Source organism: Streptomyces violaceusniger Tu 4113 (genome assembly GCF_000147815.2).
In the GTDB taxonomy this organism is placed as follows: Bacteria; Actinomycetota; Actinomycetes; order Streptomycetales; family Streptomycetaceae; genus Streptomyces; species Streptomyces violaceusniger_A.
In genome coordinates, this window is sequence record NC_015957.1 from 6,253,037 (window position 1) to 6,265,567 (window position 12,531).

Below are 12,531 nucleotides of genomic sequence, written 5' to 3' on the forward strand. Positions count from 1 at the left end.
CCCGGCGAGGGGCCCGGTCGTTCCATCCCCTGTGCCCCCTGCGTGACGGGGGCCCAACCGGAGGTCAGGATCATGCGATTCCCCCGTGCCCGGCACACCGCCCTCGGCGCGCTCACCGCGCTCACGCTTCTCGTCCCGCTGACGGCCTGCGGCCAGGACGGATCCTCGGACTCATCGGGGTCGTCGAGCGCATCGCGCGCGTCGTCCACGTCCACGGATCTGGCGGCGAAGGCGGGCACGGACCCGGCGTCGTCCACCGGCGAGTTCAAGAAGCTGGAGCGCTCGTACGACGCGCGGCTGGGTGTCTACGCCATCGACACCGGCACCGGACACGAGGTGGCCTATCGCGACGGCGAGCGGTTCGGCTACGCCTCCACGTTCAAGGCGCTGGAGGCCGGTGCCGTGCTGCAGAAGGTCAAACTGGGCGGGCTGGACCGGGTGATCAAGTACTCCGAGGACGACCTCATCGACAACTCCCCCGTGACCGAGAAGCACGTCGACACCGGGATGAGCCTGGGCGCGCTGTGTGACGCCGCCGTCCGCTACAGCGACAACACGGCGGCCAACCTGCTCTTCGACGAGCTCGGCGGGCCCAAGGGCCTCGACGCCACGCTGGAAAAGATGGGCGACGACGTCATCCAGATGGAGCGCCGCGAGCCAGAGTTGAGTCGTTGGGTCCCCGGTTCCACACGGGACACGAGCACCCCGCGGGCGATGGCCAAGGATCTGCGTGCGTTCGTGCTCGGCGATGTCCTCGGCGACGGAGAGCGCGCACAGCTCACGAAGTGGCTGCGGACCAACACCACCGGGGACGCGCTCATCAGGGCCGGGGTGCCCAAGGACTGGCAGGTCGGCGACAAGACCGGAAGCGGCAGCTACTACGGTGGCCGCAATGACATCGCGGTGGTGTGGCCGCCCGACTCCGCTCCCATCGTCGTGGCGATCATGTCGAACCGCGGTGACAAGGACGCCACGTCCGACGACAAGCTGATCGCGGACGCGGCGCATGTCGTGGCCGACACGCTGTCGTAGCACCCCTCCCCTGCTCATCCGCTCCCCTGCGGGGCTGAGCCCCCTGCTCAGCCCCCAAGGAAGTACAGGACGGTCATGGTGACGGCGGTGGTCAGAACGACGCTCCGCAGCAGCCACGCGGGGAGACGACGGGCGACGTGTGCTCCGGCCACCCCGCCTGCCACCGCGCCGACCAGCATGGTGATGAGCACAGACGGTGCGCTCAGCGCGTCCGAGGCGATGAGGAACAGCCCGGTCGCGCTGAGATAGATGGCCGCGAGCTGGGCGACCCGCATCGGGTTGCCGGCCGAGGTGTCGAGGCCGAGGCCGATGCTCCACACGGCCAGCATCATGATGCCGACGGCACCGCCGAAGTAGCCGCCGTACACGGCGAGGAGGAACTGGCCGATCAGGACGGCCCGGGGGCTCATGCCGACCGCACGGCCCTTCGCGTCGCTCACCACACGGGAGACATGGCGTCCGAAGGCCAGGATCACCGTGGCGAAGGCGAGCAGCCAGGGCACCGCCGCGTCGAACGACACCGCGGGCAGCGTCAGCAGCAGACCGGCACCGAGCCCGCCGCCGATCACACTGACCACGGTCAGCGCCCGCGTGGACGTGCCCCCGACGGGGGCGAGGTCGCGCCGGTAGACCCACGCGCTCGCCACGGTCCCGGGTACGAGGGCCACGGTCGAGGAGGCGTTCGCCGTCACGGGGGACAGACCGGCCGCGACCAGGGCGGGGAGCGCCACGAACGTGCCCCCGCCGCCGACGGCGTTCAACGCCCCGGCGGCCACGCCCGCCAGCAGAACAATCACCATCTCGGACATCCGCCGAGCATCGCCCCACGGCCCGTGGGCGCACAATGCGTGATCCACGTAGCCTGCGCAAGGCTGTGCCATAGGCTCGTCAGGGTGCGTTATGACCTGGACGACCTGCGGCTCTTCCTTCACATCGTGGCGGAGGGCTCGATCACGGCGGGCGCTCGCCGGATGCATCTGAGCCTCCCGTCGGCCAGCGCCAGGGTGCGCTCGCTCGAACACCACGCGGGCGTGGCCCTGCTGATCCGTGGCCGCCGGGGAGTGCGCCCCACCCCGGCAGGGACGGCGCTGGCCCGCCACGCACGGGATGTGCTCGCCCAGACGGCGCGCCTCGAAAGTGCCGTGGCGAGCTACGCCCGGCCCCCGACCGCGCCACTGACCCTGCTGGGCGGCGGCTCGGCGATGCATCACCTCGTGCCGAGGGCCCTGGTCTCGTTCCTCCGCGCGCACCCGGACGTCGATGTGACGGCGTCCGAGAGCCGCACCCCACGGACCGTGCGGTTGCTCGCGGACGGCGAGGCGGACCTGGGTGTCGTTCTCGACACCGAGGCCCGCGACTGCGGTCTCACCATGGAACCCCTCTGCGATGACTCCCTCGTGGTGATCGGCCAGTCCGGCGGGATCCTCGCGGAGCGCACCGCGGTGGCCTATCGCGAGGTCGCCGAGCATCCGCTGGTGGGGCTCGACGCGGGCTCCTCGCTGCGGCGCTCGATCGAGAAGCACCTCGGTCCGCACGCTCCAGCGGTGCGGTACCGCACCACCGTCGCCCACCTCCCCACCCTTGTCTCCCTCGCGGCCGCCGGTGTGGGACTCGCGGTCGTGCCACGCCGCGCCATCACCCCCGGCCGGCCACTCGATGTGTGCGAGCTCCAGGATCCCTGGTCACGCCGCACCCATCTGCTGGCCTGGGGCGAGAAGGCGTCGCGGACCTCGTCCACCGCCACCGCGGCACTCGCCGAACACCTGCGCCAGGCGGCCGTGTCCGAGCCGGAAGGGGGCGGCACTGGCGTTCCGGCGATGTGAACGCGGGGCCCGGGGCGGCGAATCAGCGCTGTCGCGCGCGTCCCGTATCGAGGCGGCGCAGTTCACGCACACTGTCCGCGAGGGTGCGGTCGCCCAGCGAGTCGAGCACCGCTTCCTCGGCCTCCGCGGTGAGCGCGGCGAAGTACTCACCGGCGTGTGCGGTCACCTGGCACACCGGCTCCACCCCGGGCGAGCAGGCCCACAGGGGCTTGTCGCCGACGGCGCAGCGGTAGATCTCCGCCAGGGTGATCCGGTCGGTCGGCCGCCCCAGCATGGCCCCACCGGTGCGGCCCTTGACGCAGACGACCAGCCCCTCCTCCGCCAGCGGGACGAGAAGCTTGCGGACCAGGCTCGGGTTGGTGTTCAGCATGCGGGCCAACTCGGCGGAGCTCAGCGGTGCGCCGTCGTCCTCGGCGGCGACCGCGAGGAGGAGCATCAGCTGCAGCGCACGGGAGAACCGGATGTCCAACAAGGTCTCCACCTCCGCGCGCAGATCGTGGCACAGCCTACTCGAGGGTGCCGTTCCGCCGTTTCCCTAAAGTGCAATCGAAGCAGTTGCAGTTTACGCCATGAAAACTGTACCTTTCAGATTCACACTTTCGAACTCCGGGGAGACCACCCCGGAACAACACGGCAGGAGAGCGACACGGTGAACACCCGCGTGGCCACGGCACTGTCCCGCCCGTTCGCACTGGGTTCGGCCAAGCTGCCGAACAGGATCGTCATGGCACCCATGACCCGCGGACAATCCCCCGATGGCATTCCCGGCGAGGGCGTCGCCGCCTACTACGCACGCCGGGCCGCGGCGGGGACCGGCCTGATCATCACCGAGGGCACCACCGTCGACCACCGGTCCGCCGGTTTTCTCGACGGCGTCCCCCGGTTCCACGGCGAGGCGCAACTCGCCGGATGGCAAAAGGTCGTTGACGCCGTGCACACCCACGGTGGCGCGATCATGCCCCAGCTCTGGCACGTGGGAATACAGCGGCCCGCAGGAGCCCCGCCGTTCCCCGACGCCCCGTCCGTGGGACCGTCCGGGATCGCGCTGGACGGCAGGCCCGGAGCGGGCGGGACGATGACCCTCGCCGACATCGACGACGTCATCGGCGCCTTCACCAAGGCCGCACGGGAGGCCGAGCGGATCGGTTTCGACGGCGTGGAACTGCACGGCGCGCACGGCTATCTCATCGACCAGTTCCTCTGGGAGCGCACCAACCGGCGCACCGACGGCTACGGTGGCGACCTGGCCTCGCGTACCACGTTCGCCGCCGACCTGGTGGCCGCCATCCGCGAACAGGTCGCGCCCGGCTTCCCCATCGTGCTCCGGTTCTCCCAGTGGAAGTCCGAAAACTACGACGCCCGGCTCGCCGAGAACCCCAAGGAGCTGGAAGCCGTGCTCACCCCGCTGGCGGAGGCCGGGGTCGACGCGTTCCACGCCTCCGGACGCCGCCACTGGCAGGCCGAATTCCCCGACACGGGATCGGAGCTGAACATCGCCGGATGGGCGAAGAAGGTCACCGGCAAGCCGGTCATCACCGTCGGCTCGGTCGGCCTGGACACCGTCTTCGAACCCGGCTCCCTCTCCGGTGCGAACGCGGCCGTGGACACCATCGAGCGGCTCCTCGACCGTCTGGAGCGGGACGAGTTCGACCTCGTCGCCGTCGGACGCGCACTGCTCGCCGACCCTCAATGGGCCGACAAGGTCCTGAACGACCGGATGAGCGAGCTCATTCCGTTCAGCCAGGACTCGGTGGCGTCCCTGCACTGAGCCGAGACCCCGCCCGGATGACCCGGCGGGGAGGGAATCGGCGCCGGCCGGCACGGGGGAGTCCGGCCGGCGCCGAGCACGGGGTGTGCGGGTAGTTTAACATTTCACCACCGCCCCGCATTCCCGGTACTAGCCGCATGGCCGTGAAGTTACGGGTCGGGCGGGGTTGTCCAGGGTCTCTGAGCTGTGGATTCGCCGGACGTGAGGAGCGGAGCCCCGGTAGAACTGGCAGTCGACCAAGACAAGCCGTTCACAAAGACCGGAGGCTCCGCTGTCCGATCGGTCTGCCATCACCCGTGCCGTCACGGTGGCTGGAGGGCGGTTTGCGCCCGGTCATCTCGGTGAACTCACCCAGCTCGTTCCGTTCGAGATGGTTGATGAGGCCCTGAGGGCGGCCAGGGCCGTGCAGTCGCGGCTGCGGGACCTGCCCTCCCGAGTCGTGATCTACCTGATCCTGGCCGCGTGTCTGTTCCCCGAGGTGGGATACCCCGGCGTGTGGCGCAAGCTCACGGGGGCACTGGCCGGCTTACCGGTAGCCGCACCGACAGCCAGCGCGCTGGCCCAGGCCCGCCGACGTGTCGGCAGCAAACCGCTGCGGTGGCTGTTCGACCTGCTGCGCGGCCCGGCCGCAACCCCGTACGGGCCAGCGGTCCGCTGGCGTGGTCTGCTGGTGGTCGCGCTCGACGGCACCACCTTGACCGTGCCCGACAGCCCCGCTGTCCTGACCAGGTTCACCAAGCAGGCGGGCAACCACGGTGGCACCGGCTACCCGCAGGTCCGCCTGCTGGCTCTGGTCGCCTGCGGCACCCGCACCCTCATCGACGCCGTGCTCGGCCCCACCACCACCGGCGAGACCACCTACGCTCCGCGACTGCTGCCCAGCCTCCGGCCGGGGATGATCCTGCTGGCCGACCGCAACTTCGCCGCCCAAGGGCTGCTGTCCGACATCACCGCCACCGGCAGCGAAGTCCTGGTCCGGCTGAAGAACGGCCGCAGGATGCCGGTCCTGGCCCGCTACCCCGACGGCTCCTACCTCTCCACGCTCGGCCCGGTAACCGTCCGTGTCATCGACTGCGAGATCACCATCACCACCACCGCCGGGAAGCACACCGGCCTCTACCGGCTGGCCACCACCCTGCTCGACCACCACCGCTACCCGGCGGGCGAGCTGGCCACGCTCTACCACCAGCGCTGGGAGGTCGAAACCGCCTACCTGGAGCTGAAGTCGATTATTTTGGGCAGCCGGGTCCTGCGTGCCCGCACTCCCGAAGGCATCACCCAGGAGATCTACGCACTTCTCGTGGTCTACCAGCTGCTGCGGACCGCTATGGCGGACGCCACCAGCACCCGGCCCGGCACCGGGCCGGACCGGGCCGGCTTCAGCATCGCCTGGCAGGCCGCCCGCGACCAGGTCATCCTGGCCGCGGGCGTCATCTGCGGCACCGTCATCGACCTGGTCGGCACCATCGGCCCGACACGTCCTGGCCAACCTCCTGCCCCAGCGTCGGTTACGCGTCAGCCCCCGGATCGTCAAACGCGCCATGTCCAAGTACCAGGCACGAGGCCCCCGCATCGACCGGACCAGCTACAAAGCCACCGCCAGCATCGACATCCTCGCGCCCCAAGCTCCTTGACAACCCCACCCGAGCCGTAACTTCACGGCCTTGGGGCTAGCGGGCGGCGTCCGTCTTCCCCGACGAGGTGGACCTCGCCAGGTCAGCCCGCCGGGAGCGTCCGGGGTGCCTTGTCGCTCCAGCCGAGGCGGGCTTCCGCGTCGGCGCCGGTCTGGACGGCCCAGGTGCCGTCCGCTGACCAGCGTCTGTGACGCCCACGTACGGTTGCCGCCTGGCGCGGCGGCGAGGAACACCACAGCGCCAGGCGCGTCCGTCCTCGCTCCGCGGCTCCTGCCCCGAAATCACCCGGATGGCCGGTGGGCGCACGGACGACAGGGCCTGCCTGATCGTTACGATCTGTCGACTTATGTATCCGCTCGGGAAGTACGCCGCGGGTACTCAAGCAACGTTTCGATGAGGAGTCGCCATGGAGTATGACGAGTTCATCCGGCTCGTCGCTCAGCGGGCCCACGTGCCGGAGGATCAGGCGGCGCCGCTGACCCGTGCCACGATGCTGACGCTCGCGGAGAGGATTACGGGCGGCGAAGCACGTGATCTGGCAGCAGTCCTTCCTCCGGAAGTCGCCCCGCCGCTGGTCCCGCCGGAGGACGTGGCTCAGAAATTTGGCGTGGACGAATTCGTGCGGCGTGTGAGCGAACGTGCGAACACCGACGAGACGGTGGCGCGCCGCGCGGTTCGGGCGGTGTTCATGACGCTGCAGCAGGCAGTTCCGGGCAAGGAGTTCCAGGACGTCATGGATCAGTTGCCGAACGAGTTCCAGGACATCTAGGTTCTCTCCGGCCGAACGCCGTATCAGGTCCGAGGTCGCGGCGGATGCCCAGGTGAGACCCGGCTGGGGTATCGCGGCCGGCCAGGCGCCCGTCTGCACAAGGGAACACGCGGCGGACGGCCACCTGGCTTCCACAAGGAGCGGCACAAAATCGCAACCCCGTCGAACGGGCCATCAACAAGTTGAAGCATTACCGGGCCGAGGCCACTCGCTACGACAGCGCAAACCGCCCTCCAGCCACCGTGACGGCACGGGTGATGGCAGACTGATCGGACAGCGGAGCCTCCGGTCTTTGTGAACGGCTTGTCTTGGTCGACTGCCAGTTCTACCGGGGCTCCGCTCCTCACGTCCGGCGAATCCACAGCTCAGAGACCCTGGACAACCCCGCCCGACCCGTAACTTCACGGCCTTGGTACTAGCCGGTGGCGCCGGCGCCGCCGTAGACGGTGGCTTCGCGGGAGGTCTCGGCGATGCCGTCGGGGCCGTTGAAGACGCGCTTGCCCCAGTCGGTGAGCTTGGTGGGGTCGAAGTCGGTGGCCAGGTCCAGGATGGGATCGGTGTTGCCGCTCCAGGACCAGGCCAGATAGCCCAGCTTCAGCCGCTCGGCGGTGGCCATCATGGTGTTCTCGTCCGGATCGCCCCACTGGTCGGCGGGTCCGCCGAACTCGCCGATGAGGATGGGCAGCCTGGCGGCCACGAAGGCGTTCAGATAGTCGGTGATCTCCTGCGCCGTGTCATAGACGCTGTACATGTGGATCGAGAAGATCAGGTTGCCGGTGGAGTCGGCGTCATAGACGGTCCGCGCGTTGGTGCGCATCACGTTCTGCAGGTCCTGTCCCCAGTTGGGCGCGTCCACCATGATGGTGTGCTGGAACCCGGCGTTGCGCAGCTTCTGGACGGCGGCGACGGTGGGGGCGGTCCAGCCGGCCGGGTCGGTGTTGCCCCAGGGTTCGTTGCCGATGTTGATGATGACGTAGTTCTCCTGGCCGGTGAGCACGCTCTTGAGGCCGATCCAGTAGTCGGCCGCCTGGTCGAGCGAAGCGGCCGCGGCATCCTCGCCGTAACCGGTGGTGTCGTGCACTTCCAGTACGCAGATGAGCCGGTTGGCCTTGCACTGGGCGACGATGGCGGCCACGTCCTCGGGGCTGTTCTTGGCCCAGCGGTGGCCGTTGGAGAGGACGACCCGGACGGTGTTGGCGCCCAGGGCCTTGATGTCGGCCAGCGACCGCGTCTCGCCCGGGTACCAGGTGTGGGCGTGGTTGACACCGCGCATGACGAAGTCGTTGCCGTTGCCCTCCAGCAGGCGGCCGTCGCCGATGTGCAGCCCCGTGGCCAGGGGGGCCAGGGGGGTCTGCGGGCGGGCCGGCTCGGCATGGGCGGTCCGGCCGAGACCCGCGATCCCGAGAAGGCTGACCAATAAGGCCAGTAAGGCGGCCAGAGATCTCTTCTGTCTCATCATGACTCCAAGGAGTGGGCGCGTGATGGCATCCGCACAGCGAATTTGGGAGCGCTCCCATCCATTGCATCGCGCCCCGGAGACGTCAAGGCTTCCGGTGCGAACCGGAATGCGGACGGGGACGCGGAGGTTATGAGGGCATGAGCGATTCATCCCGTAATGCCGCTCTGTCTCCGGCCGAGCGCGCGTCCGTCCGTGAACGGCTGGTGGCCGAGCACGCCGGCACCAGGGAGCAGATCGCGGCCCTGAACCGTGAATTCGAGGGGATCGTCGCGTCGAACGCCCTGGTGGCGGTCGACGACGAGCACGACCCGGAGGGGTCGAGCACCGCCTTCGAGCGAGCCCATGTCGCCGCCTTGCTGGCCCGGGCACGCGATCATCTGACCGCGCTGGACGAGGCGCTGGAGCGGCTGGACCGCGACGACTACGGGCGGTGCGCGGTGTGCGGCGAGCCGATCCCGGCGGAACGCCTGGAGGTGCGCCCGGCGGCGGACACCTGCGTACGCTGCGCGACCGCCCGCCCCCGCTGACCGGCGCGGCGCCAAATGGCACCGGTGCGCGGACGGTCGTTTCATGGCCGGTCCGCCCCGGCCGATGGGCTCAGACCACGGACGCGCGGTACGTCGAAGGATGTATGGGCGGTTTCATCAGTAGCTACGAGCTTCGTGGCGATGTGGGACGTGAGGATGGCTGGAGTCACCGCGCCACCCGGAGGATCTCCCCATGACCGAGCCGCACACCGGTACGCCCGCCCCCTCGACCGCCGCCGCCCTGCTCCGGGCGCTGACCGGTGGTCTGGTGATGGCCACGGCGCTCGGCGTCGGCACGGCCCTGGGTCCGGTCGGCGCCGACGCCCTCGGCCTCACCGGCTTCGCGGCCCGGGTGCTCCCGGGCGCGCTGGTCACGGCGCTGGCCGTGCCACTCGTACTCCTCCTCCTACGCCGGGGGCGTCGGCCCCCCGCGTGGCTCGGGTTCGGCGGGGCGGGCGCGAGCCTGCGTGCGCTGCTGACCGGAGTGGGGGTGACGGCCGCCGCGGCCGCCCTCGTGCTCGGTGCGGGTACCGCCGCGGGCATGCTGCGCTGGTCGCGTATCGAGCCCGCCGCCCTCGCCGGGTTCATCCTCTCGAACGGGGTGGTCGCCTTCCTGCTCGAAGCCCTGCCGGAGGAGACGACCCTGCGCGGCTACGCCTGGACCTCACTGCGCACACGGTTCGGCGCTGCCGTGTCGGCCCTCGGCACGACGGCGGTGTTCCTGCTGGTGCCGGGGGCATCGACCGTGGTCGGGGCAGCGACCGCGCAACTGGTCGGCGGCGATCCGGAACCGATCGGGTTCGCGCCGGACGGGCAGAACCCCGTCGACTACCTCATCCTCCTGACCGTGTTCGGACTGACGCTCGTGGCGGCCCGGACGGCCGTGGGCCGGGCTCCGCTGTGGGCCGCCATCGGCACCCATCTGACCTTCCTGACCGTCAACCGGATCGCACTGGAGGGCGACCGGCGCGGTGCGGGCTGGCACTCCGAGCAGACGACACCGGACGCGGTGCTGCTCGTCCCCGCCTATCTGCTGCTGGCCATTGCCGGTTTCGCGGTGTGCCGACGGGTCGCGCGACGGCGTGGCGCCGAGCCGCGACATGGCGCCGAGCCGCCCCGGGCGGTGGCAGAGCGGCCAGAACACCCGGCGCCACGTGCGTGACGCGTTGATCGGCGCTGACGGGACCCCTGTCAGGTCGCGGTCCAGCTCTCGGGCCGTAACCCGTCGGTGTCGGTGAATCCGTACTCCCTGGCGAGCTGGGCGGAGCTCACCGACCGCTGGTTCCACCTGGCCCGGTCGGGATCGGCGGCCAGCGCGGCGACGGCACGGCCGACGTAGCGAGGGGACTCGGAGGACGCGAAGCCTCCGGGGGCGGTCGGGCGGCCCTCGCCCCTGTCCGGCAGCAAGGCGTCACGCCAGTTGTCCTCGCCGACTCCGTAGGCGTCGAGCATCATCTCCGAGCGCAGCCAGCCCGGTGTGAGGGCGACCGCCGTCGCCCCGTACGGCGCCAGCTCGTGGCCCTGGGAGAAGGCCAGCCGGTTCACCGCGGTCTTCACCAGGTCGTAGAAGACCGAGATGCGATACCGGTCGGCGTTGTACGCGGCGGTGCCGTCGGTCATCTCGACGAGCAGACCACCCGGCGTGCCGATCAGCAGCGGCAGCAGGTGGTGCGAGGTGATCAGGTGGGTGTCGAGGCCGAGCCGGAGAATGCGCAGCCCGTCGTCGAGGCTGTGTTCCCAGATCGGGGTGTTCCAGTCGGCGGGCCCGCCCTTGAGCCGCTCGGCGCCCCAGATGTCGTTGACCAGGACGTCGATGCCGCCGTGCTCGTGGCGGATGCGCCGGGCCAGCCGCCCGACCTGCCCGGAGTCGAGATGGTCGGTGCGGATGGCGATGCCGGTGCCACCGAGCCGCGTGACGAACTCGGCCGTCTCCTCGATCGTCTCGGGCCGGTCGTAGTCCGACCCCTCCCTGCCCGACACGCTGCTGCGTCCGGTGCAGACGACGGTGGCGCCGGCCTCGCCCAGCGCGGCCGCGATCCCGCGCCCGGCGCCGCGGGTCGCCCCGGCGACGACGGCGACACGTCCGCGCAGTGCATCGTGATCGAGTGTCCGGCTCACCGGATGAGTGTCGCAGACCGACGGGCGCACGCACCGGACCGCACGGCCGTGGCGGATCAACCGTGCTGGCCCGGGCAGTAGTTGTCTCCCCGATGCCATCGCTTGGCCGATACCCCGAAGCCTGGCCACGTTTCGCCCGGTGAGACGATGCGGTCGCCCAATCTTCAACAATCGAAAAGGAGCGCGAATGCATAAACGTCGTGGAATCGTGACCCCCCGCTGGAGAGTCGCGGCGGTCGCGTCCACGGTGGCCGTAGCGATCGCGGTTCCGGTGGCGATGGCCCAGGCTTCGGCCGAGCCACCACCGGAGGTCAGCGCCCAGGGCGCCTACCTGCTCGACACCGGTTCCAACAAGGAGCTGATGGCCAAGGACGCCAACACCAAGCGTCCGATGGCGAGCACCACCAAGATCATGACTGCCCTCGTGGTGCTCGAGACCCGAGGTCTGGACCTCAACCAGCAGGTCACCGTCAAGCAGGAATACCGCGACTATGTCACCAAGGCGGGCGCCAGCACGGCGGACCTGCAGACCGGTGACAAACTCACCGTCAACCAGTTGCTGTACGCGTTGATGCTGCCGTCCGGCTGTGACGCCGCGATGGCGCTGGCCGACACCTTCGGCACCGGCGACACCACCGCCGAGCGCACCAAGTCCTTCATCTCCAAGATGAACGCGAAGGCGAAGGACCTGGGGCTGGCCAACACCAACTACGACTCCTTCGACGGTGTCTCGGCCGACAGCGACAACTACTCGACGCCCCGTGACGTGGCGCAGCTCACCCGCCGCGCCATGGACAACGCGACGTTCGACACGGTCGTCAAGTCGGTGTCCACCAAGCAGGAGGCACCGGCGGCCAACGGCCACACCCGGTACTACTCCTGGGACAACACCAACCAGTTGCTGGGCTCGTACCAGGGCGCGATCGGCGTCAAGACCGGGACCACCACCCCCGCCGGACCCTGTCTGGTGTTCGCCGCCAAGCGCGGTGACAAGGAGGTCGTGGGAGTCGTGCTCAACGACGCGGACCGCTACCCGGACGCGAAGAAGATGCTCGACTGGACGTACGACACCACCACCGAGGTGAAGTGGCGCCAGCTTCCCAAGGGCGCCCAGCGGGACTGATCCACAAGCCCCGCAAAGGCGACAGCACGGTGCCCCGGCCGGACTCGTTCCAGCCGGGGCACCGGTGCTTGGGCGCGCCCGCGCCCTCGGGTTTCCTTGGAGTACGGGAGCGGACGCGGGGAAGGCGCTGGTCGGGAGAGCCGAGGGTCAGGGGCGGGCGCACCGAAGGAAAGGGGCGCCCGCCCCGGGGGTTCCCGCCGTGCCACGCTGGGCTTCCGCTGCCACCGCTGAGCTTCTGTACCGGCGCTCAAGCGCAACACAGCACTCTTTGAGGACAG

Annotated in this window: 11 protein-coding genes and 1 pseudogene; 8 read left to right on the forward strand and 4 right to left on the reverse strand. The window is 70.0% G+C overall.

From position 1 onward, the window contains the following. Positions 1-72: 72 nt before the first annotated feature. Entirely contained in the window at positions 73-1,032 is a 960-nt protein-coding gene (gene bla / locus STRVI_RS25380; protein WP_014058491.1) for a class A beta-lactamase, read from the forward strand. Positions 1,033-1,079: 47 nt separating this feature from the next. Here bla and STRVI_RS25385 read toward each other — a convergent pair whose 3' ends face one another. Continuing rightward, positions 1,080-1,841 (reverse strand): sulfite exporter TauE/SafE family protein, encoded by a 762-nt coding sequence (locus STRVI_RS25385; protein WP_043236538.1) that lies wholly within the window; start codon positions 1,839-1,841, stop codon positions 1,080-1,082. A gap of 84 nt (positions 1,842-1,925) precedes the next feature. On the opposite strand from STRVI_RS25385, the gene STRVI_RS25390 reads away from it, so the two are divergent. Beyond that, a complete protein-coding gene (locus tag STRVI_RS25390; protein ID WP_014058493.1) occupies positions 1,926-2,855 on the forward strand; it encodes a LysR family transcriptional regulator in 930 nt (309 codons plus the stop codon). 22 nt (positions 2,856-2,877) lie between these two features. Here STRVI_RS25390 and STRVI_RS25395 read toward each other — a convergent pair whose 3' ends face one another. Next, entirely contained in the window at positions 2,878-3,327 is a 450-nt protein-coding gene (locus STRVI_RS25395; RefSeq protein WP_014058494.1) for an RrF2 family transcriptional regulator, read from the reverse strand. A 177-nt stretch (positions 3,328-3,504) separates the two neighbouring features. On the opposite strand from STRVI_RS25395, the gene STRVI_RS25400 reads away from it, so the two are divergent. From STRVI_RS25400 to STRVI_RS25410, 3 genes are all read left to right on the forward strand, one after another. Then, the gene (locus tag STRVI_RS25400) at positions 3,505-4,623 is read left to right on the forward strand and encodes an NADH:flavin oxidoreductase (protein ID WP_014058495.1); all 1,119 of its coding nucleotides are present in this window, start codon (positions 3,505-3,507) and stop codon (positions 4,621-4,623) included. Positions 4,624-4,993: 370 nt separating this feature from the next. After that, the gene (locus STRVI_RS25405; protein ID WP_014058496.1) at positions 4,994-6,277 is read left to right on the forward strand and encodes an IS4 family transposase; all 1,284 of its coding nucleotides are present in this window, start codon (positions 4,994-4,996) and stop codon (positions 6,275-6,277) included. Positions 6,278-6,663: 386 nt separating this feature from the next. Then, positions 6,664-7,026: a DUF2267 domain-containing protein gene (locus tag STRVI_RS25410; RefSeq protein WP_014058497.1), complete on the forward strand. Its 363-nt coding sequence runs from the start codon at positions 6,664-6,666 to the stop codon at positions 7,024-7,026. A gap of 433 nt (positions 7,027-7,459) precedes the next feature. Here STRVI_RS25410 and STRVI_RS25415 read toward each other — a convergent pair. Then, positions 7,460-8,482 (reverse strand): annotated as a pseudogene (locus STRVI_RS25415) (glycoside hydrolase family 5 protein); the annotation flags it as partial. A 140-nt stretch (positions 8,483-8,622) separates the two neighbouring features. Here STRVI_RS25415 and STRVI_RS25420 point away from each other — a divergent pair. Together STRVI_RS25420 and STRVI_RS25425 are read left to right on the forward strand one after the other, a co-directional pair. Then, positions 8,623-9,012 carry a TraR/DksA family transcriptional regulator gene (locus STRVI_RS25420; protein WP_014058499.1) on the forward strand — a complete coding sequence of 130 codons (390 nt, stop codon included), beginning with the start codon at positions 8,623-8,625 and terminating at the stop codon, positions 9,010-9,012. A gap of 193 nt (positions 9,013-9,205) precedes the next feature. Then, entirely contained in the window at positions 9,206-10,174 is a 969-nt protein-coding gene (locus STRVI_RS25425; RefSeq protein ID WP_014058500.1) for a CPBP family glutamic-type intramembrane protease, read from the forward strand. A 29-nt stretch (positions 10,175-10,203) separates the two neighbouring features. On the opposite strand, the gene STRVI_RS25430 is transcribed toward STRVI_RS25425, so the two are convergent. Further along, positions 10,204-11,130, reverse strand: a complete 927-nt coding sequence (locus tag STRVI_RS25430; RefSeq protein WP_043239761.1) for an SDR family oxidoreductase — start codon at positions 11,128-11,130, stop codon at positions 10,204-10,206. Positions 11,131-11,317: 187 nt separating this feature from the next. Between STRVI_RS25430 and STRVI_RS25435 the strand changes: the two genes are divergently transcribed. Continuing rightward, on the forward strand, positions 11,318-12,253 hold the full coding sequence (locus STRVI_RS25435) for a D-alanyl-D-alanine carboxypeptidase family protein (RefSeq protein WP_014058502.1): 936 nt from the start codon (positions 11,318-11,320) through the stop codon (positions 12,251-12,253). The last annotated feature ends 278 nt before the right edge of the window (positions 12,254-12,531 follow it).

Bases quoted from the DNA above. Each gene is read 5' to 3' on its own strand.
- bla (WP_014058491.1), top strand. From the start codon at position 73: ATGCGATTCCCCCGTGCCCGGCACACCGCCCTCGGCGCGCTCACCGCG.
- STRVI_RS25385 (WP_043236538.1), bottom strand. From the start codon at position 1,841: ATGTCCGAGATGGTGATTGTTCTGCTGGCGGGCGTGGCCGCCGGGGCG.
- STRVI_RS25405 (WP_014058496.1), top strand. From the start codon at position 4,994: ATGGTTGATGAGGCCCTGAGGGCGGCCAGGGCCGTGCAGTCGCGGCTG.
- STRVI_RS25410 (WP_014058497.1), top strand. From the start codon at position 6,664: ATGGAGTATGACGAGTTCATCCGGCTCGTCGCTCAGCGGGCCCACGTG.
- STRVI_RS25420 (WP_014058499.1), top strand. From the start codon at position 8,623: ATGAGCGATTCATCCCGTAATGCCGCTCTGTCTCCGGCCGAGCGCGCG.
- STRVI_RS25425 (WP_014058500.1), top strand. From the start codon at position 9,206: ATGACCGAGCCGCACACCGGTACGCCCGCCCCCTCGACCGCCGCCGCC.
- STRVI_RS25435 (WP_014058502.1), top strand. From the start codon at position 11,318: ATGCATAAACGTCGTGGAATCGTGACCCCCCGCTGGAGAGTCGCGGCG.